The sequence below is a fragment of the Anaerocaecibacter muris genome (assembly GCF_943192945.1).
Classification (GTDB): Bacteria; Bacillota; Clostridia; order Christensenellales; family Pumilibacteraceae; genus Anaerocaecibacter; species Anaerocaecibacter muris.
Genome location: NZ_CALPCE010000002.1, coordinates 375,793 through 399,085, shown reverse-complemented (window position 1 = coordinate 399,085; position 23,293 = coordinate 375,793). Strand labels below are relative to the sequence as shown.

The following is a 23,293-nucleotide window of genomic DNA, read 5'->3' as shown; positions in this document are numbered from 1 at the left end:
GGAGGACTTTTTTTGTCTATCCCCATAGCTAAAGCTCTATGATGCCCACTGGCATAGCCAGTGGTTAAATTCACTAAGAGAAAAACCGCCCGTTATTACGGACGGCTTTGCTTATAGCGAACCATGTTCGTTATTTTCTGTTATTGAGTTTTTTAAGCCAAGAATTGTCGTTATCCTCGTCGAGACTCACATACCCGTTGTTTTCCGCACGGCGCGGCGGCTGTTGCGGTTGACGGGGCTGTTGTTGATTGAAAAACGACTGCTGTACTCCGCCCTGTTGCGGCGCGTAACCGTTCTGTTGCGGGTAGCCGTTTTGCGGCGCATATCCGTTGTTCTGCGGGCGCGGCTGTTGCTGATACATGCCGCCCTGCTGTTGATACATGTTCTGTCCGCCGTAGCCCTGCGCGGGATACTGTTGCACGGGTTGCTGTGCGTAAGCGGCTTGTTGCGGCGGCGCGGCGGGCGCGGTTTTATTAAAGCCCGTCGCAATAATAGTAACCTGCATTTCGTCTTTTAACGACGGAACAATCGCATGACCGAATATTATATTCGCGTCCTTGGCGCAGATGTCTTTAACAAGGTCGGCGGCTTGCGTAACCTCGTCCATCTTGATTTCTCTGCCCTCGATATTGACGATGGCTCGGGTCGCGCCCTCGATAGACGTGTCGAGCACGGCGTTATTGACGGCTTTTTTAACCGCCTCGATAGCGCGGTTTGCGCCGCTCGCTCTGCCGATACCCATAATTGAATCGCCGCCCTGTTCGAGTATGGTATGTATGTCAGCAAAATCGACGTTGATACGTCCGGGGTTGGCAATAAGGTCGGTAGTCGCCTGAACGCCCTGACGCAGTATGTCGTCGGCGTATTTGAACGCGTCCTGCGTGGTCATGTCTTTTGCGACGCACGCGAGCTTCTCGTTGGGGACTATTATTATCGAATCGACGAACTCGCGGAGCTTGGCTATGCCCATTTGCGCGTTGCGCATACGAATATCGCCCTCGAACTTAAACGGGGTTGTGACAAACGCAATGGTCAGTTTACCGAGGTTATGCGCGATTTCCGCAATTACGGGCGCCGCGCCCGTACCGGTGCCGCCGCCCATGCCCGCGGTAATAAACACCAAGTCCATGTCCTTGATAAGGTTGTTAAGCGTTTCGCGGCACTCTTCCGCGGCGAGCCTGCCTTTTTCGGGGTTTGCGCCGGCGCCGTAACCTTTGGTTATGTTGGATCCAATCTGCACGCGTTTTTTAGCCTTGGACACGCGGAGCGCTTGTCTGTCGGTGTTGATAGCCATGAACTGATCAACGTTTACGCCTGCGGTTATCATGTTATCCACGGCATTGCTTCCGCCGCCGCCCACGCCGATAATAACGACCTTGACGGGCGAAGTATTGGTTTCGTCCGAAGCTGCGGAATTGCCGCCGTTGCGTATGTTTTCAAAAGTCATGATTTTTAACTCCTTATTTCTTATCGTTTGGCGAGCCAGCGACGGAATCTGTCGAACAGTCCGATAGAGCCTTGCTCGCTTGTCAACACCATGTCCAAAAGTCCGAGTGCCGACGACAACTGCGGACGGTCGAGCATGGGCAAAGACGGTTCTACGGTATTGACCTCGCGGTTAAGACACTCCGCAAGATATTCCGCCGCGCCGCGTATATAATTGAGTCCGCCGCCCGTAATCGACAACGGCGTAAACTCGGGATAATCGTAATCGCAACTTTTAAGAGCTTTCGTGATATATCTTGCAAGCCGCTCTATTTCCAGCCGCACTATCAGGTTGGTTTCCGCAACGCCGTATGTGTAAATGTCGTTGTCGATTTCCACTTCGTATTCAGTCTGAACGACAGTAACCTGATCGACACTCTGCAAAACGTCGCCGTCATATTCCGCCGCTTTGCTGTCGGGCGGGATATATTCGGGTTCGAGCGACAGAATTACTTTGCGTTTCAACAGTTCCGCCGCCTTGGGCGAAAGTTCCATTTTTTCGGCAAGCGCACTCGTAATGCGCGCCCCGCCCCACGAAAAATAATACTGCCGACAAAGCCCGTCGCCGCGCCCTATCGTGAGCGCAGTGCCGAACGCGCCTATATCGGCGAGCATGACGCAGTTGTCGCGCTTGTAATCGTCGAACAGAAAAAGAATTTCGGCAAGCGCCGCCGATACGTATTCCGTTTCAAACACGCCCGCCGCGTTTGCCGCCGCGTCCACAACCTCGATAAATTCGTTTTGCGCGAGTATATACGATATACTCCCGCCGAGCTTGGTAGAAGTAAGCCCCACGGGTTCGACGAGTTTTCTGTCGTCGTCGAGCGTGAAATATATGGGTTGAATATTGATAACAGTCCAATATTCGTCGTTGCCGTACATATTGCCGCTGTCACGCAATGCGACAACGTCTTGCTCGGTTACGCGACGTTTTTTATTGAGCGAAATGGACAAATCGCCCACTTTGCACATGGAAAAATCGTTGGGCACGCCTATATACAGCTTGTCCAGCTTGACCCGCGCGCTACTTTCCGCCGCCGCAACCGCTTGCGCGACCGCAACGGGCAAGCGCTCGGCGTCCAGCCACTTTCCGCCGGAATATCCGGCATACTCGCTTACCCCGATACCCTCAACGCATATCGAGTTATTTATTCCGCGACTTCCGACCAAAACCGTAACTTTGCTCGTGCCGAAATCCAATATTGCAATGCTTTGTTTCAAAACGAACCCCTATTTTCGACTACCGATTTGATTATACAGTACGGCGCAACGTTTGTCAAGTATACGTCGAACATTCGGCAAATTTACACCGACGCGCCGCCGCTCTTGAACTCGGGCATATAGTTTTCGGCGTAATAACTCGCGTCCGAATAGTACTTAATGGTGCCGTCCTCGTTCCGCCCGATTTCCGCGCCCACCTTTACGTATGAACTCTTGACGGTGCCCGCGCCGCCGTCCGCACGCGAGATCCACGCCTTAATAAGCCCCGACACGCGCGACGTTACGGGCGAATCGGGATTGGTATCCACAAAAATATTCCAACCGCGCGCCATCAAATCGTTAAACTCGGACAGCCCGCCCGCAAGCTCTATCGAACAGCCCGCCGTCGTGCGGATATAAACATAGCCCTCGCGCGTCAAATCGACGAAATCAATTCGTTCGTTAATCTGTCTGTCGTTAAGCCCTTTTGTGTACATAAATCTGATAAACGCATCTACGGTCTTGCGATCGGGTCCGTCCGCATTTTGGAAGTAATCGCCGCGCGCCGTGAAGGTAGCCGCTCGCGGTTTTAACGTAAAATACCCGCTCATCTTTCCGTCCGACGATCCGCCTATCCTGCCCGAAGCATAACACTGATAGTACCGATCACCGTTTTTGTACTGAAAAGAATTTTCGTAAACTACGTAATTTATGCTTACTCTGTCCGGGAACTTGCGCTCGACGTTGACGACGCGAATATTGGGATATGCGTCCTCGACGCGATTTTTAACCGCCGTTTCGTCAAGGAAAAACATAGAACTGTTCTTTTTAATTCCCGCCGCTTCTATAACCAGACTGTCGTAATTGCGCCCGTCGATAACAACGTCGCCGTAATAACTGTATGCGTCAACACTGCGCACAAGAAAAGTAGCGCCGCACGTCACTATTATAAGGACGAGCGCCGTTACCACAGACAATAATACAATTAACCTCTTGTTGCGCATAGTTAAATTATATCAAACGGCTAAATAAAAATCAAGTGTTTGCATAAAATTTAACAGCATACAGTTCAATCGCCGAGCGCTATACCTCCGCCCTGTGTATCGCGCCGCCCAACTCCGCAAAAGTGCGCTCGATACATTCGTACCCTCTGTCTATATGCTCCACGCCGTATACAACGGAACGCCCCTCTGCGGCAAGCGCGGCAATAACCAACGCCGCCCCGCCGCGAAGATCGCATGCTTTGAGCGTCGCGCCATGCAAGCTCGACACGCCGTTTACAACGGCGATCCTGTCCTTAACGGTTATGCTCGCGCCCATCTTTACAAGTTCCGACGTGTAACCGAACCTGTTTTCAAACAGATTTTCGACAATGACGGAACTGCCGCTCGCCCGCGCGAGCATTGCGCAAAACTGCGGTTGCATATCCGTCGGGAATGCTGGATAAACGTTTGTTTCAAGTTTATGTATGGGACGCGGTCTTGCGTCGGCAGTTATTCGGACTGCGTTTCCGCGCACCGACAATCGCGCACCCGCCTTTTTAAGCCGTTCGGTAATTCCGAATATATGATCGGGCACTACGTTTTTAACTGTAACGCTCCCGCCGGTCGCGTTTACAGCCGCGAGCACAGTGCCCGCGCATATCCTGTCGGGCATAGGCGTGTATGCGCAACCGTGTAATTTTTTTACGCCCCGAATGCTGATAACCGACCCGCCCGCGCCGCGCACGTCGCCGCCCATAGCATTTATAAATTCCGCAAGGTCTACGATTTCGGGCTCGCGCGCGGCGTTTACGATTACCGTTTCGCCGTCGAGCAACGCCCCCGCCATCATCAGATTTTCTGTCGCGCCCACCGAAGCAAAGTCAAGATTTATCACTCCGCTTTTCATATCCGTGCCGTCGCAACATATAACGCCGCAGTCGTCCACTATTTTAACCGACAGACCTTTAAGTCCCGAAATATGTAAATCTATGGGGCGCAAACCTATTTCGCACCCACCGGGGTGGCTTATATAAGCTCTCCTACAACGCGAGAGTATCGACCCCAGTATAAATATGGACGAACGCAATTTGCCCGTTAAATCGGAATTTATGACGTTTAGCGCGACGTCACGGCAACAAACCGTCAAATTGTCGCCAAAAAACTCCGCCGTACAACCCAAATGACGCATGATGTTAAGCATTGCGTCAATGTCGTTTAAATGCGGACAGTTTTCGATTGTGACGGGTTCGTCGGTAAGTATACACGCGGCGATAATCGGCAATGCCGCGTTCTTCGCCGTCTGTATTTCTGTTTCTCCGTTTAACGGCAAGCCGCCGTCGATTATCAGTTTTTGCATACACTCCACCTTCTTATTACATTTTTAGTATATGATTATGTATGTCGAAGCGTTACCCGCTTATCGTCGCAGATAACCCGTAATGCGACAAGCGATAAATCCCCGCTGTAATCCTGCACGCAAAAACGGACTGACAATAATATTGTCCGTCCGTTCATTTTCTTTAATTATTCCAAAATATAATAGTCCTTATCTGTTAGTCATTTTTAAACGCAAGTCCGTGTTGCAAGACACAACGTTATCGTTGCACGGACAATTATTTACCGCAAAAAAGCTATCGGTTTTAATCCACACAAAAACGCGCCGATTACGCGACGCGTTTTGTAACGTGATATTAAGTTTTAGAATTTATCAGTCCTCGTCGTCGATACGCTTGCCGTTAAGACGTGCGCGGAGTTTATCGAGAACCAACCTGTTGGCAAGCCGTCTTACTTTGTCGGACGCTTCGGTTTCGGCTATCGTCGTGAACTCTTGCGGCAGTATGTCGCGCAAAATTTCGTCAACGCGTTCTACGCTTACGCCGCCGTCGCCAAGCTGTTCCACAAGCTGCTCCATTATGAGCTTGTTTGCAACCTGTTTGGCGAGCTTATCCGCAACATCCATTGCGTCGGTCGTAGTGGTCGCTTTCAAGTTCAACGACATTTCGTTTTCGCCTACAAGCCTGCTCATTTGCTCGTCGATACGCGCGTCGAAGTCGAGCGACGTTGTTACAGGTTCAATTATCGTCGTAATGGGATTGGGATTAACCACCGTGCGGGTCGTTTCGACGCTGTGTTCGACTACCGTCTTGTTAGCGGGTTTTCTGCCGCGCTTTGCGCCGCCCGTCGATTTTGTCGAAGCCGAAGAAGACGACTTGGACGACGCAGATTTACTGCTACTGCTCGACTTGGACTTTGTGCCGTTTTTCGACCCGGGCTTTCTGCCGCGCTTTGCGCCGCCTGTCGCCGGTTTTACTTCCTGCGGCTTTTCTTCCTCTACGGGTTGTTTACGCTCCGCAGGCTCGACAATTCCCGCAATTTCGTTCAACTGTTCTTTCAAGTCGGACAGCGAGTCGGACAAATCTGCGTCGGAATTCATGTCGCGGATCTTCTCGTGCTCGGCAAGCACGGTAATTTCGTCGCGCAGTCTTGCGATAGCGTCCAAAATCAACTCGTTTTCGCGGCTCGGTTTTTCACTGCTCAATTCCTCGCGCAGGTCGGCAAGCTCGTTCAAAATAGTTTCGTTATCTGACGCGCTACCCGACTGCGTCATGATTTCGCGCAGTTTGGCAACTTCTTCCGCGACCGCGTCGGACGAAGCGATTTCGGCTTTAAGGCTTTCTATTTCGTCGCTTATTTTCGACCCTGCGTTCTGCGTAAGATATTGGTTTTGACGTTCGAGCAAGTGCGCCATTTCCGACATAAAGTTCAATGTCGTCAAGTCGGCGTCGCGCTGATTGGACATGTCCGTGCGAAGCGACGCAAGCTCGTCGAGTATCTTGTTATTGGTCGCGTCGTTGTTGAGCTTGGCAACGCGTTCTGCGAGCGCGTCGTAAAGCTGTTCGCGACGTTCGATAACCGTTTTAAGCTCTTCGAGCTCGTCCGTAACGGCGGTGAAGTCCACAGAACTACCCGCTACGTTCACTTGATCGCGGAGCGACGCAAGCTCGTCGAGGATTATATTGTTGTAGCTTTCGTAATTGGATTCGCCGGACGACGGGTCGTTGACATTAGCCATGCTGATAGCAAACAGCTGATCGCGCAAAGACTGTACCTCGTTCATGAGCGTATCGTCCGCCGCGCTGTCCGTTTCGCCCGCTATGCGTTTTACGTCCTCAATCTGCTCGCGCAATGTCTGGAACTCGTCGCGCAAAGCAAGAATTTCGTTCATAACGCCGAGATCGGGTTCTTCTTTCAAAGTCTGAACGTCCGTTCTGATAGCGGTAATGTCCTCCGCCACGCCGACCATGTGGTCGGACGAAGCAAGCATCTCTTTGAGTTCCGCTATTTCGTCGCGCATTGCCGCTACCTCGGCAAGCCCGTCGCCGCCCGCAGACACCGCAGTGAGCGAACGCAACTGCGCTATTTCGTCGCGAATTTCGGCAAGCTCGTTGCCGTATGCGGGCGCGGACTGCGCCGCGAGCGCGTCGCGGATAGCCGCAACGGTATCTTCGTCGAGCGTCGCCGTTGCAGGCGCGACGGAAACCGCCGCCACTTGGTCTTTTAGTCCGCGTATTTCGTCTATGAGCGCGGCGTAAGACGCTTCGCCGTCGCCCGTTTGCACGGGCGCGGTTGCCAATGTCATGTCGCGTATAGCTTCTTTAAGTTCCGCAAGCTCCGCAGATATAACGTCGCTGTTTGCTTGTTTAAGCTGTTCGTTTTCGGCGCGAAGCGCGGTGATTTCCGCACGCAGTTCGTCTATTTCGGTCGAATAATCGGAGGGCGCAATGTCCGCAACCGCGGCTTTCACGTCCGCAAGTTCCGCGCGAAGCTCGTCGAATCTGTCGGCAAGCGTGCCTTGCACCGCACCGTCGGTACCCTCTATTCCGCCCGCTTCTTGGTTGAGCCGAATATCGTCGATAGCCGCGTTGAGCGCGTCAAACTGTTCCATTATGGGCGTCAAATCAACCGCAACGCTCTGTTCCTCGACAGCCTGTTCAGCCGCAACTTCGCCGCCGCGCAGTTCGTCGATTATGGCGCGTATTTCGTCCACCTGTTCGGCAACCGCGTTGAGCCTATCGCCGCCGATGCTTTCCTCTATCCTGTCGATGTCGTTTTTAAGGTTTATAATTTCGTCGAGCACGACGTCCAATCCGCCCGCAACGGGCGCGGCTCCGTCCTGTTCCTCGCCGTCCGCAACGCCGATTGTCGTTCTGCGGCTGATAATGTCTTTAAGCTCGTCGATATTATCGGTAAGCGCGGTTTGGTCGGCGCGCAAAGCCGTAATCTCGTCGATAATAAGCCCCAAATCGTCCGCCGAATCCATAGCCATGGGCGCTTCTTCGCCGTCGGGTTGAGGTTCTTCTGCAATCGCGGTCGCGTTAAGCACTTCGTCTTTAAACGCAAACACTTCGTCGCGCAACGACACGATTTCGTTAAGAACAAGATTTATTTCGCCGTCCGTCGGGGCTTGCGCGCCATCCGCGGCGGGAAGATTTATAATGTCCTCGCGCAACGCGCGGATTTCGTCGAGAATATTACCCGAAGAAATGGAAGCCAGTTCGTTCTTTATAGCTTCGAGTTCGCCCGTAACCTCGTCTTGATCGACTATGCGCGCGGCTTTTATGTCCTCGCGTAGCGACAGGATTTCTTCGACGGTATCGTATTCGGTGCCCGCGTCAAGTTTTTCCCTGATTGCCGCAAGCTCGTCGATAAGCGCTTGCATATTGTCGTCGGACATTGCGCCGTCCGTCGGTTCGGACTGTTCCGCATTGCCCGTAAGACGGTCTACAAGTATAGCCTGCAAGTCGGCAAGCTGTGCGTTTATTCCGTCCAAACTCGCCGCGTTCAGTTCGGAAGCGGACTGCGTCGCGCTTTCGATACTGCCTAACCGCTCGCGAATATCGGTAATTTCACCGACAAGCGCGTCGCGCGTTTCGCCGTCTATGCCCGCGGCGGACATTGTTTCGTCGAGAGTGTTTATGTGGAATTCTTCGCGTATGCCGCCGACCGCGTCGATAATTTCCTGTTTGTTTGCAACCGAAGTGCGCTCGTACTCTTCTATCTTGTCGAGAACAAGACCTATATCCTGCATGATGTTGGCAAGATCTTCGACCTGTTCGTCGGACTGTACAGGCGTTTCTTCCAGTTTTTGACGGATAAACTTGACGTCCTCCGCCGTCACGTCGGCGGACTCGCGCAAAGCCGCAACGTCCTCGGCAATCTTACCGTAATCTGCCGCGCCGATTGCCGCATCCAGATTATCGGAAAGAGCCGTGACAATATCGAGCATTGCCGAAACGTTGTCGCGCGTAATAGATACGTCGTCCGCCTGCGGCATGAGCGTGAGCGAATCGAGTATCGCAAAGGTATTGTCGCGCGCAGTGATTACGTCGTCCGCTTGCGGGAACAACGGCAATGTGTCGAGTATTGTATTAAGACTGTCTTTAAGCTCCGCAAGCTCTTCCGCGGAAACTCCCGCGCCTATTGCGGGTACTTCTTCCGTCTGTTCTGCCTGCTCGTCGTACTCCGCTTCCGCGGGCGCGTCCAGCCTATCGAGTATGGAATTTAACTGCTCCGCGATGGGAGCGAGCGCGTCGAGCGCCGCCGTCGCCGCATCGCGCGCGGCTTGTGCGTCGTCGGCTATCGGGTGAACTGCGTCGCTCAAAGCGGTGACGCCCTCGCTGACTGCGGCGATATTGTCGTTGATCGTCGTCATGTTTTCGGCGACGGTCATAATGTTATCGGATACGGCGGCGACATTGTCGTTGAGCACGCCGACCGTTTCTTTGACGGCAGTCGCGTCGTCCGCTATTACGGAAATTTGCGCAACGCGCGCCGAAATATCGTCGAGGTACGCAGTGAGCCTGTCGCTGTCTGCGGTAGCCGCGGCGGCGTCGTCCGTCGGAACGTCGCTTTCCGCAATGGCAAGTTCGGCTTGCTCGCGCAGGAAAGACACGTCGTCGATAAGTTTCTGCCTGTCCGCGGTTGCAAGTTCCGTATTAGCCGCAACGCTGTCAACAAACGCGGTTACGTCCGCGCGAAGTTGCTCGATAGAATCGATAAGCGTATCGTCCGTCGCGCCGCTATTCGCGCTCGCGATCGAATCCTTAATCGCCTGCGTTTCGGCGAGTATGTCCGCGCGCAACGCATCGATTGTGTCGTTCATGGGCAACGCGAACAGCGTGTCGGTTACCGTCATGATCGAATCTTTTATAGCCTGCGTTTCGGCGAGTATGTCCGCTTTAGCGTTTTCCACAGCTTCGGCGGGATTTTCGCCGTTATCGCCCAAACGTCCGACAATGTTAGCTTCCGATTCAATCAACACGTTGGACAAATCTTCGTACAGCTTGTCGAACTGCGTATTGATTTCGGCAAGTAACGAATTTATCTGATCGGATACAGGCTCGGAAACGTCAACGGTGTTGCCCATGCCGATTATCTCGGCGCGAAGCTCGCCTATCTGACTGATAAACTCCTCGTGTTCGTCGAGCTTGGCGCGAATATACGCAAGATCGTCGAGCGCCTGTTGGGATTCCTCATCCGACATGCCCGATGTAGCGGAATCCACTTCTACGGACACGGGCTGCTGTATTTTTTCGGTAATATCGACGAGCTTATTGGACACGTCGAGGTAGTTGGCGCGCACTTCTTCGAGCGCGCCCATAACGTCCGAACCGTTAGAACTTGCGGCAAGCGCGGCTTTAAGCTCCTCGAACGCGGCAAGCAATTCGTTGATCTTGCTTTCGTCGTATGCGATTTCTACCGGCGCGGGCGCAGTCGCAGGCACGGGCGCGGGCGCGCTTTCCGCAGTTTCGTTGTTCGCTTGCGCCGCTACGGCTTCCGTGCGCGCGGCGATGTTTTCGAGCAACGCGGCTTTGAGTTCCGCAATCTTGCCGAAAATGTTTTCCTCCGCGCCGACATGCTTGGGCACATACGCTTTGGGTAAGTCCACATCGGGAAGTTCCACAACGTCCGAAACTTTAAGGTTCAAAAGCTCGTTAGTCAAAGATTTAAGCAAATCTTCGTCCGGCGTTTCGGATTTTAATTCCTCGCCTATCTTTGCGACGGTCTGCGCGTTTTCGGCATTGCGACGATTGTTCTGCAAGCCGTTGACAACAGCGTTAAGGTCGGAAAGATATTCGCCCACCGTGCGGACGGGTGCGGAAGAGAGCTTGTCTTTTATGTTAAAAAACCGCTCCGCGCCGTCGCGCATTGCCGTGGAAACGGGCGCAACGCCGCTCTCCGAGCAATACGCCGCAACGTCCGCAAACGTAGAGCGCGTAAGCTGTTGCGAAGCGAGCTCGGCAATAATTTCGTTGGTAGCATTGATAAGATCGACAGCGTCTTGATCGTTGCATTCGTCGAGTTTTTTGGCATAGCCGTAAACCGCGGCTAGCTTGTCTTTATATAATGTGGATTGCGAGTGAACGTCGAAATTGACCTTTTTAAAGTCGCTCACGAGGTCGGACAAAACCTGCGTGCGCTTAACTTCCGCTTCGGACGAACTGCCGAGCGTATTTTTAATATCGTAAAGCTGACGTAAAAGCTCGCTCGCGTCCACGTCGCCCGATTTGACCGCCGCGGCGGTTATGATAGGCGCCGATACGGGCGCGGCGGCTACTCCGCCTTTTTCGTCGATAACGGTACGAAGAGCCGCTATGTCGTTTATGATTTTGGCTAACGTTTCGGAATTGATGCCGTCAACGTTGCTCGCCGCTTTTTTGACGGCGGAAACCGCGCCGTTAAGTTCTTTTAACGACGGGATTTCGTCCAACTGCTTTTTGAGCTGGCTTAATTCCGACTGCATACGCGCGTCGCTGTCGCGCATTGCGCGAAGCACGTTCTCGTTGATAGACAGTAATCTATCTAATTCCAACGAAGTCTTACCGCCCTCAAGGTGTGCCGTTTCCTGACCTTCCGGCAATTCACTTTGAGGGCCTGACCCGTTTTTTAGTAGGTCGTCTATTCTGCTCTGCAACCGTTGGATTTCCGCATTATACTGCGCTTCAGCTATTTTCTGGTCGCGCACCATATCCTCTTTGAGCCGCGAAAGTTCTTTCTGCATCTCAAGACTGCTCTGGTTTTTTGCGAGCTCGTCGCGCAACCGAGAAATCTCGTTGTACATTACAACTTCGCTACCCGCGGGCGGCGCGGACGGCTGATATATATACTGCGGCGGCATAATGGGTTGAGGCGCCTGCGGCTGTTGCGGCTGTTGCTGAACGGGCGCGGGCATCATGCCGCGTTTGAGTTCCGCAATCTCGTCGAGAACTTTGTTCAGACGGTCGTCGTAATAATCGTCGTTGTAACCGTCGTCATAGTCCTCGTCGCCGTAATCCTCTTCCTCATATTCTTCGTCGTCGTAGCCCTCGTCGTCGTATTCTTCTTCGTCGTCGTACTCCTCGTCGTAATCCTCGCCGTCATCGTACTCTTCGTCGCGTTCGATGAACTCTTCTTCTACGACTTCGTCGTCATCCAACGAAAAAGCAGTCTTGTCCTGATTGTTCATAAATGTTCCTCGCACTTGTGTTGTTTTGAAACTGTATTCATTCCGCTCCGAAAAGCGGTGTAGAACCTGTATTACGCGCGTGAACGGAGTGGCTTTATTCAGCCGCTCCGCTCCGGCGTTTGCCTATTACGGTCTGGGTCTGGGCGGTCTTGTGCCCGACGGACGCGTCGGTCTCGAACCTGACGGACGTGCGGGACGTGCGCCTGCGGGACGCGCGGGTCTTGCGCCTGCAGGTCTTGCACCTGCCGGTCTTGCGCCTGCGGGACGCGCGGGTCTTGCGCCCGCCGGTCGCCGCGCGCCTGCGGGACGTGCACCGGGCTTGCGCTTGGCTATGCGGTTTACGCGTTCCGTAACTTTGCGCACCACGCGTTGCGGCTTTTTGGCGTTTTCCGCTTTAAGCCTTGCGATCTCGCCGCTGTTCTGTATATCGTCCATGGTCTTGTTGTAGAAGTCCATGAGCTCGACGCAACCGCGTTCGTCCTCGTCGTAAGTGAGCTGAATATTGTACAGACGTTCGCGCAGGTTTTTGGCGTCCTCGTCGCCTTTGAGTTCTTTCATTTCGTTGCGGATAGCGATAATCTGCTCTTTGCGCATAGCTATCTTTTTGGCTAACGCTTCGTTGCGCTCGTTCTCCGCTTTTTGACGTTCTTCTTCTTCCTTGCGCTTGTTCTCTTCCTCCAAACGTTTGGCTTCCGCTTCCTCTTCTGCCTTGCGTTTCATAGCCTCGATCTCTTCCTGCGCCTGACGTTTAGCCGCTTCGACCTCTTCCATAGCCTTGCGCTGGGCTTCTTCGGCATCCTCTTGCGCTTTGCGTTGAGCTTCCTCGGCTTCTTCCATAGCTTTACGCTTGGCTTCTTCCGCTTCTTCGAGGGCTTTGCGCTGTTGCTCTTCCGCTTCCGCAGCAGCGGCTTCTTCCGCTTCTTGCTTGGCGCGTTCCGCTTCTTCTTCCGCTTCCTGTTTCGCGCGCTCGGCGGCTTCTTCGGCTTCCTGCTTGGCTCGTTCTGCGGCTTCCTCCGCTTCCTGCGCTTTGCGACGCGCTTCTTCCGCTTCCGCGGCGGCGGCTTCTTCCGCCTCCTGTCTTGCGCGCTCCGCGGCTTCTACTTCGGCGCGAGCCTTTTCTTCCGCCTCAATTCTCGCCTGTTCCGCACGTTCGATAGCTTCCTGCGCGGCGCGTTCCGCTTCGGCGCGAGCCTCCTCGGATGCGCGCATAGCGTCAACGCGAGCTTGCTCCGCTTCCATTTGCGCCATTTCCGCGGCGAGTCGAGCTTGTTCGATTTCGTTCTTGGAACGTTCGAGTTGCTTTTTGAGGTTTTCGGACTCGATCTTCTTTTGGTCTTGGCTGATAATACCGCTGCCCGACATGATAAGGTCGAGAGGATTGGCATTATTGACAAGTTCGTCATAGGACGCGCACGCCCTGGCGAACGTAGCGTTGGCTTCGTCCAAGTTGTGCCGCGCGTCTTCGAGCTTGGCGTCGTATGCGCTTTGCGCTTCCATTTTGCGCTTGGTGCCGTCAATATTTTCCTGTTCGAGCTTGGCTTTAATTTCTTCGATCTTGTCGGACTTGTCGCCCTGCTCGACTATAAGCATAAGCCGTTCGTCGTCCGTCGCGCTTTCCATTTGCGCATTGACGGCGTCGAGTTCGGCTTGCATTGCGGCAAGCTCTTCCTCGATAGCTTTGATATTGGACGCGACTTCCATCGCTATAAACGTGATTTCATCCGACGAAGCGGTGAGATCGTCGTATACAGCCTGCGCCGCCGCAACCTCTTTTTCGGCGTCCGCTTTGTCCTTTTCGCGCGAAGACTTTAACAGTTCAAGCTCGATATTGCCGAGTACCGTGTTTTCGGCGTTGATAACGTCGTCGAGCGGTATATCGTTTTTCTGCACGAACTCGTTAGCCTTGCGACGTTGCGAATTGAACTCGATATTTAGATCGGACTTGCGCTTTGTGGTTTTGGTCGTTTCCTTTTCGAGGTCGGACAACTGCGCGTTCACTTCCGAAATCTTCGTGTTGAGATCGTTGATTACGTCGAAATCGGTAGCGCCGAGAATTTGCGACTTGGCGGCGGCAACTTCGGCTTTAAGCGATTCGCGTTCTTTCGCCTGTTTTTCGTTTTCGGCTTGCAGTCTGCGCAACTCGTAATCGGAATTGTTGACCGCCTCCAACATGGGCGTAAGCTCGATGATCTTCGCTTCGAGCGCTTGGCGCGCCTGTACCTTGGCAAGACGGTCGAGATACGCTTCGTACTCCGCTTTCGCCTTTTCGAGTTCGGCGGTAACGCTTTCGAGCTCCTCGGATTTTTGAGTTTGAGTATCGGTGAGCTTGGACGAAACGTCGTTAAGCCGCTCGCTGTTGCCGAGCAATGCGTCGAGTTCCGCGCGCAGTTTTTCGAGCTCGCCGAGGTTGCGCGTCTTCTTTTCCTCTTTTATGCCGATGTCGCGCGTAATTCTGTCTTTGTCCTTGTTCTTTGCGGACGCAAGCTGGAATTCAAGGTCTTCGATGTCCTTGGCAAACTGCGCGTCGTCGGCTTCCGCCTTATCGATTTTTTCGCGCAATTCGTCTTCGAGCGATTTAGCTTTGTCGAGTTCGGTTTCGACCTTGCCGATACGCGATTTAAGCTCGGCAAGCTCTTTGATAAGAATATCGTTGCGGCGTTCCGCGGCTTTGAGTCTGCTCTCTTCCGGCGAAGCGTCTATGTCTATCTTCTCTTCCGAGAACTCGTCGTGCGGCTTTTCTTCCTCTACGTACAACGGCGCGTCAGGATCGAAGTCGAGCACAAACATTTCGACTTGAGTCTGCGGCTCGGATTCCTGCGGCGCGGACACAGACGACGGCGTGGAGGCTTGCTCCGCCTTTTTGATTTCGGTTTCGCTCATAATCGCCTCGTCCATAGGCATAGGCGTTTTGTAGCGTTCTATAATGCGTTTTTTCTCTTTGTCAAGCTCGCGCGCCTGCAAGTCCTTGGACTTGAAGAACGTGCGGCGTATCATGCCCTTCGGCTCGTACTTCTCGGTGAATATGCGCTCCAAAAGCTCTTCGTCGGTGATGTACTTGGCGATGAGTTCTTCCAAGTTCTCTTCTGGCTCGGGCGGCACCGCGGCTTGCGGTTCGCTCATGAGCGGAGTGGACGGCGTGGAAGGAATATACGGTATTCCGCCCGACGCCAAAGCGAGAGTATCGGGATTGGGCGCGGCTGTGCTTGTCGGACCCGCGCCGAGCAACATTTGCGAACTCGCCTGCGACAGCGCGGCGGTTTGCGCCATGCGCTGTTGAGCCTGCGTCGCCGCAATCGTAGAATTGAGCTTGACGATGTACGAAGATACCGGCGCTTGCGTCGCAAGTTCGTCCTGCTTATGCTTGGATATGGAGTGTATGAACAACCATACGATAAGCAGAATAAGAATAAGTCCGCCGAGGATACACGCGGCGATTATGAGCCACGCTTGCCAGTCCTCGAACCGCGCGAACAGACTGCCCGCGTTTACGTCTATCTGAACAAACTCCGAATCGAAAGTAATAGTTTGACGATTGTTGTTGACAAACGTCAGGCTGACCGATACGGTTGCCCTGCCGTTTATCTTTTCCACCTGCGGATCGAGCGTAAGCACGTTATTGGAGAAGTTAGCGTACATCAAATCTTGATTGTTGCTCTTGGCGGCGGTAAGCATATATCCGCGCGAGCGCATTTCCGCAAACACTTCCGAGGTGAGCGCGTTGTACGATACCGATTTTTTGCCCTTTATCGGCGCAAACGCTATCGTATATCCGCCGTAAGTTTCCACTGCGAGTTCGACGGGTATAGTAGTTTTAACCGTCGTTCCGTTCTCTACCGTCTGATAGCGAACCTCAAACCGCAAGACGAAGTTGCTGTTGGCAAGACTGCTCTTTTGCGCGGTTATTCTGTACTGCTTGGGATAGTTTTGACCTTCGCCCTCAATTTCTATCGAACAGCCGTCCTGCTCGTCGAGCTGAGCGGAGCCGTTGATTGTAGTTTTTTCGTGGTCGAAAACAAGCTCGTCGTAAGTCGTGGGGCAAGCATAAGCAACAAGATCCTGCGGCGATATAACAATCGCGCGGTAGTCGTCGGGCGTGGCGTCCACAGGCTCGCCCGTCGTAATGTCTTTGTAAATGCTCTTCCCGCCCGACGTGTTGTTGTACACGCGCAAATAGTTGGACGTAACGTTAAGTCTGAACGCCGATTTGGATATATCGTCGCGCACTTGCGGGTTGGCGGGATTGAACGATATGGGAATCATGACCGTATAACTTACGGACGTGTTGCCTATTTCGCTCAACTTAATGCGGAAGTCGTGAGTTGCCGCAAAGAAGTCCGCGCCGTTCTTATCCTCCGCATACTTGCTGACCGTGGACGGCGTAATGGTTATTTTGCCCATAACGGACGGCGCAATGCGCGCGCTCGTCGTGGGGTTGGCTATAATCGGTTTTTCAAAGATACCCGACACTTCCGCAAAACCCGCTTCCGTAATTACGAAATTGGAAACGGACGAAAGCGTCCAGAACGTATCGTCGCTTGTTTTAATCTTGTTTGCGCCGCGGTACAAAGCCCTGCTCTGCAAAAGCTCGCCGAGGTCGAACGAAACGTTGGAATAGTTGGCAAAAGTAGCTATCGACTTGTGCACGCCGTTGGCAAACGAATCGACTTCCGTACCGTTGAGCACTTCTTTTGTGCCTGCGGGGTTGAGTTCGTAACCGACATACACAGCTTCCGACGCGCCGCTCATTTGTACGAACGTATCCTCTACGACGACTCGGAAATACGCTACTTTAATATCGTCGGGATAGTTGTCTGTATCTATGTTGCGCAGTTTTGCCGAAAAATGTCCGCCGGCAAGATTGATGCTACGCGCGGTAATGCTTATACTGCCACCCGCATCTTCTATAGCGACGTCGAAACTTTTGCTTCCGTTTATTATACCGTTTTCGACAAATATATAAGAATTGTTATTAGTCGGATCGATTTTTTCGATAACGGGTCCCGCCGATATATGACGGACTTTAAAATGCAAACCGTTATTGGTGGATATTTTATCGACAGAGTTATCGCCGCCGCTCGCGCTATTGCGCGCGTCCTCGCCGTTTACATCCATTCTTATTTCGATCTGGTTGTCCTCGCCGTTGCCCGCATTGTTGCCTTCCGCTTTTACGGGAGAACTGCGGAACAATAACACACATGCCGTAAGGATTGCTATAACGGCTATTACAAACGTCGAAATTTTAAGTTTTATCGATTGCTTATTCATTCTTGCGCCCTCCTTACATTCCATCGCCTATATCGGACGCGTCGAATATTATTTCTTTACCGTCAATGTCGGGCGAGGCAAAGCCGCCGTCCGCGCCGCCGAAGCCGTCGGCGAATTCCTCCACAGGCGCGGTATACGCCGCGCCGCCTCCGTCAAACGAAGCGTCGGACATAGCGTCGCCGCCGAAAGGATTGACCGGCTGAACGCTTTGCGCCTGCGCCGCGGCAAACGCCGCTTTTTTGGCTTCCAACTCGGCTTTAAGTTCCGCAACGGACTTTTTGCCGCCCTTCTTCTTTTTCTTGGATTTGGATTTAGCCATTGCCGCAAGGTCGGAGTTTTCGAGCACTACGCCGCTCTCGTTCTCCTTGTTCTTGCGCATTTCGTTAAACAGCTTGGCGTATTTGGGGTCTTCCATCTTCATCTTGGTACGGACGACCTGCTCTTTGGACGCAATATTGGCTTTGTTGTGCATACGGTCGCGCATGCGGATAAGTTCCTGATTGCGTTTGATGAGCGCGCGCTGTTTGGCGCGTTTTTTCCAGTACACTACCATGCGGATAATAAAGATTATGAGCAATACACCGAACACGATTATAAATGAGTACAACCATATATTGCCGTAACCTATTACACCGTCTTCGTTGGTAGTAACTGGAAGCGTCGTCAAAATGCCGTCGATCGTAACGTCGAAAGAGAGCATAAGCGAGCGAGCTTTTTCGGCGTTGTATACCGACACGCTTACCGCGAACGACTGCGGACCGTCTTTAAGGACGGGCGTGTTATATTTGGGCGTGATTATAATTTCGTTATCGCCCTTGCGGTAATCGTAGTTGAAATACTTTGTCGCGGCGCTATCCGCCGAAATAAAGTATATTTGATAGTTCATCGTATCCTCTTCGCCGAGGAAGTCAAGCAATTCTTTTGCCGAAACGTGCGCGACCGTATCCACGCCGCTGCCGCTCGTGTACCAAATACCGCCGACAGCCTGTTTGCGCCCCGTCTTGCAGTCGATATTGACTACCTTATCGCCCGTAAGCGGAACGACTACTTTGCCCGAGCTTATTTTGAACACCACTTCCAAAATACTGCCGTTGGGCGCGTCCGCATATTTTTCGACGTTGGCGTTTACAAAACGGACGTGCATATAGTACTCGCCGCTGTTGCTGACCGCGCTTGCGCTCGGTTCGATTCTGATATAAGGTTGCGCCGAAGAAACGCCCTCGAACGTCACGCTCTTGACAAAAGCGGGATAGCCGATGCTTTCTTCCTTGGTGCCGTACATTTTTTCGGTGAAATACACGGCATTGTAGATATTTTTGCCTGCGGCGTCTTTGTTTTCGCTTATATCGCCGTACAACACTTTATAGTTGCCTATTTGCGAGTTGAATTTATTGGCGTCGTTAAGCTCTGTCTGCAAATTACTTACATACACATATTCGTCGCTGACAAGGCTTATATCGAAATCGCTGTCAAGCACAGTAACATAGGACACGTTAATCGCAACCTTGAAATGCAAACTTTGTCCGTAAACCGTTGCGACAAAACTTATAATTCCCGAGCCCGACGAAATGGGTTTGATTACGACCGCGGGCGCGCCTTGCGCGGCTTCCGCAGTATAAATGCCGTCGCCCGACGATTGAATATCGGAAATGACTATTTGACTTTCGAGCGACGATTTGATAGCGTCGTCGCCTATTCCGTTAATGGATGCGAACTTGTTGTACTGCGTGCCGTCTATCGCGCCGCCGAACAAGCTGATTTGCTCGGTCTTTTTAATGGTAAACACCGAAGTGACGTTAGCTTCCTTGGCGAAAGTGAACGACGTTATTTTATCGAAAATGAACGTTATTACCACCTTTTCGTTGTCGTCCGCAAACGGCGTATTGCGCGAGTCCGCAAAACGCTGGACAGTAACGTCAAGGTTGATTGTGCAATCCGACGTGGGCGACACGGTAAGGTCTCTCGACGTAAGTTTTACGTAAGGTCTGCCAGTGCCCGCGGTTTCGTCGGGGAATTTATTGTTAAAAGCGTCGAATTCGGTAATTTTATTGTTATAGGTAAAGTATATACTGTTGCCCAAGTTCTTTACATACGACGACAGGTCTATTTTTGCACTGCCGCCGACATAAATCCTGTTGGGATAAGTCACGGTAAGTTTATTTTTTGCGCCCGCCTCCGCACTGCCGTAAATGCCGTTATAATCTTTTGTATCCGTAAGACGCAAAGACGCTTGCGCAAACACGGACGCAACGTTAGTCGTTTTGGCGATGTCGATATTTACGTCGCCCGCCGTGCCTTTATACTTGGTGGAAGTCTGCGCGTTGATTGTAGTGCGCACGTGCGCGTTATCCGATTTAGCGCTGTAATCGGCGATATTGTTTTCGTTGTATACGATATTGCCCGTCGAACCGACAGCGGTATAACGCACGACGTCGTATGTCAAACTTACGGACGAATTGTCCTCCGCGAACACCACGTTATAAAAGCCGTAAACGTTGTTAAAGTCTGTCGCAAAAGCCTTTATACACCCAACGTCCACGCCATAAGTCGATTTAAGGTCGATTTTGACGGTTACGGGAACTTTTACGCAGTTGATTGCGTTGACGCTTGCGCCCGCCAAACCGTTGAGCTGGATACCTCTCGTATCGGATATAATTACCCTGTCCGCGTCGCGGTCGGAAAAGATGTATTTATAAACGTCGGTGTAATATTTATTGTCCGTCGCGGACGTTTCGTTTTCACCCAAGTAGTAGTTAAGATTGCCGTTCTTAACCTTGGACAATGCGGGGAACCCGCTATCAGCATTAGACATTGCCGTTATTGCGTCTGCTTTGAACGTTGCGTCTACCGAATTTTTGGCGGTAAGATATTTGATCAATTCCTCGACGCCGAGCGACACGTTTTGCACCGCCAACGAATAGTATTTGTTGTTGTCGTTATTGGGATCGAGCAACGGGATATTGGAATTGCCCTTGTTAGCTCCGTCCTCGCCTATCACGTCGGCAAACGATTTGTAATCGACGATAGTCGGGGTGTCCGCAATCGTAAACTCGATTTTGCATTTTTCGTAATCGTAATAAATGGCTTTGCCTTTTGCGGAAGTTTCAAAGTTGCCTTGACTTCCGAAACGCGCAACGTAAAATTCCAGCGTTACTTTTTCGCCCTTGGACGAACGCAACGGAGTGATTTTAATACCGACGCCCTTGTCCGTATCGGTGTTTACGATTTGCGCTTTGAACATGTTTGCGCGTTGACTTTCCGTCATGACTTTGCCGTCATAAGAATATACGGGATCAAACGACTCGGGCTTATTCTCCTTTTTGTCGTTTAAGAAAGTCATACCGTCGTCGGCGGACGTCAAAATTCTGTAAACGTCGCCGATATTGTTTTTGGACACAAGCGCGTCGAACGCACCGGCACCGTTATTGCTGTTGATCCAAACTGTGTTGTCGCCCTCGCTTGCGGCGGACGTTCTGTCCGCTTGCCAAACGTAAAAAGTGGCGTCGCCGATGCTCGGCGCGGAGTTTTCCGCCGTAGCGGGCACGGTGTTGAACTTGACCGTGTTATTGGAGTTGACCGACCAGTTGGTTATAGCCGAGCCGTCCGCAGAGCGGAATTCGTCGTACAATTTTTGTTTGTACGTATTGCTCTTTTGGTCGTAGCTTATATGAATAAGTTTACCGAGCTTGGTAACGGCAAACAGATTATTGCCGTAACCCGAATATACCGCGGCAAACTCGCTCGCGGTCGTGCCCGTCGTGTTTTCGACATTGCCGAATTTTATTTGTACGGGCGACGCACTGTAACCGGTTTCGCCCGAAACGCTGTCGAAGTTACTCCACACGTACAGCTTGCCGTCCTCGGACAACGCGCCCGTGATGTATTCGGCGGAGTTTTGCACGTCCGAGATAAAGCCTGTGACTGAGCCGCTCTCGATTTGGAGCGAGTCGGTGGCATACAACGCTTTTTTGCTTTTGGTGAGCTGTTTGCCCGCCGCAACGGATTTAAACGTTTTGTCGGAAAGAATTTGCACGGGAGTGGCGGTGTTAGCGCTTGTAAAACCTTTGAGCTGACCTTTATTGTTGTCGCCCCAGCCGTAAAGTTTTTTACCGCTAATGCCGTAGCCTACGTCGTTGCCGAGCGCAACGGCATAGTTGTACGCGCCGACGTTATTCGCTCCGTTAAGGGCTGCGCCTTGCGCGTTGACTATATTAACTACCGCGCTGTCAACCGAAAAGTTGAGTTCGACATTAGATTTCTGTCTGCCGTAATATTGGAAAATATCGATGCCCGCGTCGTAAGTATCGGACTGCGTCGCACGGCCGTTCGCGCCCGCCAAGCCTTTTTCGAGGTTGTATGCCGAACTGCTTTGCGAATATAAAATTTTGGAAGTAGCCGCGCCGCTGTTTATTGTTCCGCCTGTAACGTCGAGCAATTCGTTGGTATAGATATATCCCGTTGCCGAGTCGTAAGCCGAAGTAAGGAAGTTTTTGCCGCGCAACTGCAACGACGTTCCGTTCGCAGCCGACGAACCGTTTACGCCGACCGTGTAGCCGCCCGCGACGACTGTCGTATTTGTTGCGGTGTTGGCATAGCTCGTCTTATATACTTTACGTATTCTGCCGCCCTTCAACTCATGGGAAAGATCATAAGTATAGCCGCCCGCATTTACTATAATGTTGGGCACGGAATACATCAAAGATCCCCAAGCGTAAGTGTAAAAATTAACGTCCTTGGCAAATCCGAAAATATAGTTATACTCGCCCGCGGCAATGGAACACAACGTAAGCCCTTTTGTGCCTGTAGGGGTGATAAAGTCGAGCGCGGTATCGGGGTTGCCCGTTTCGTCATAATAACCGTAATTGATTATAAAAGGAGTATGCCACGGGTCATTGTTGCCCGCTTCGCGCAAAAGCAAGTAATGCGGAAAAGCGTTACGTTCTTCCATAACGACGTTTTCCACATTTTCTTTTTGGGCGTTACTGTCCTTGCCCCATGTATAGATATAACCTTTTTCAGTAATGAACGCCGCTGTGGTGCGAGTTGCGGCTATGCTCGTAATTTTATCTGTAATAGGGTTGCCGCTACTGTCTTTGTCGGACATATAGTTGGGCTCGCCCCACTTGTTGTTGCCCGAAACGCCGGGACCCTGTCTGAACGTTACGCCTATTTCCGTGGGAACGGAGGAATAGTATTTGCCGAGCGTGACCGTGTTTTCTGCGCCGGTGTTACCGCCGTCGCCGCCCGTAAGACTCCAACCGTACAGCTTGCCGTCAAACGTAAGACCTATCGCAAAGTCCTCGCCCGCCGCGACCTGTACAAACCTTATGCCGTTTACCGTTTTTTCGGCGGACTGTGTGACGTCCTGTTCTTCCGCACGCGCAACGCTCGGCTTGTTTATAAAGCCGAACGAGAACGCCACGCTCAAAATCAACGCTACGGTAATAGCAATCGACGCCAAGCGCGCTGTAAAATTCCTTGAATGTTTAGTCGATTTCATATCGATCGTCAACCCTTCTTTGAAAATGTTTTGCCGAAAAAGTCGGTGATAATGCCGAATATGTATACTATTCGACATTATTCATTGCATAATTATAATACATTTGCGCGGGATTGTCAATATAAACCACCCATAAATTGCGCAATTTTTTGTACTATATTCATAGTTTATTCATATTTGCGCGCGATTATAAAGGTAAAAATAGGCAATTTTACTATATATGCGGTTTTTTGCGGTCAACGCCTATACGCACGCTCGCCCGCCTTTCGCGTTTGTCGCGCATATGTTTTATATACATTGTATGCCGCCGCGAAAAGTTGCAACCGTTTTTATTTGATTTTAGTCAACTATTAT

The 23,293-nt window shown here is 52.0% G+C and carries 7 protein-coding genes; all 7 read right to left on the bottom strand.

Features of this window, described 5'->3' with window-relative positions; all coding sequences use genetic code 11:
* Positions 1–130: 130 nt before the first annotated feature.
* Positions 131–1,447, bottom strand: coding sequence for a cell division protein FtsZ (ftsZ, locus tag NFR57_RS03220; RefSeq protein ID WP_251182386.1), 1,317 nt, complete (start codon positions 1,445–1,447; stop codon positions 131–133).
* A 20-nt stretch (positions 1,448–1,467) separates the two neighbouring features.
* A complete protein-coding gene (locus tag NFR57_RS03215; protein WP_251182385.1) occupies positions 1,468–2,706 on the bottom strand; it encodes a cell division FtsA domain-containing protein in 1,239 nt (412 codons plus the stop codon).
* A gap of 83 nt (positions 2,707–2,789) precedes the next feature.
* The gene (locus tag NFR57_RS03210; RefSeq protein WP_251182384.1) at positions 2,790–3,689 is read right to left on the bottom strand and encodes a cell division protein FtsQ/DivIB; all 900 of its coding nucleotides are present in this window, start codon (positions 3,687–3,689) and stop codon (positions 2,790–2,792) included.
* A 79-nt stretch (positions 3,690–3,768) separates the two neighbouring features.
* Positions 3,769–5,025 carry a UDP-N-acetylglucosamine 1-carboxyvinyltransferase gene (murA, locus tag NFR57_RS03205; protein WP_251182383.1) on the bottom strand — a complete coding sequence of 419 codons (1,257 nt, stop codon included), beginning with the start codon at positions 5,023–5,025 and terminating at the stop codon, positions 3,769–3,771.
* 351 nt (positions 5,026–5,376) lie between these two features.
* A complete protein-coding gene (locus tag NFR57_RS03200) occupies positions 5,377–12,174 on the bottom strand; it encodes a hypothetical protein (protein WP_251182382.1) in 6,798 nt (2,265 codons plus the stop codon).
* Positions 12,175–12,300: 126 nt separating this feature from the next.
* Positions 12,301–17,439, bottom strand: coding sequence for a coiled-coil domain-containing protein (locus NFR57_RS03195; RefSeq protein WP_251182381.1), 5,139 nt, complete (start codon positions 17,437–17,439; stop codon positions 12,301–12,303).
* Positions 17,440–17,452: 13 nt separating this feature from the next.
* Positions 17,453–22,939 (bottom strand): RCC1 domain-containing protein, encoded by a 5,487-nt coding sequence (locus NFR57_RS03190; RefSeq protein ID WP_251182380.1) that lies wholly within the window; start codon positions 22,937–22,939, stop codon positions 17,453–17,455.
* Positions 22,940–23,293: the final 354 nt, after the last annotated feature.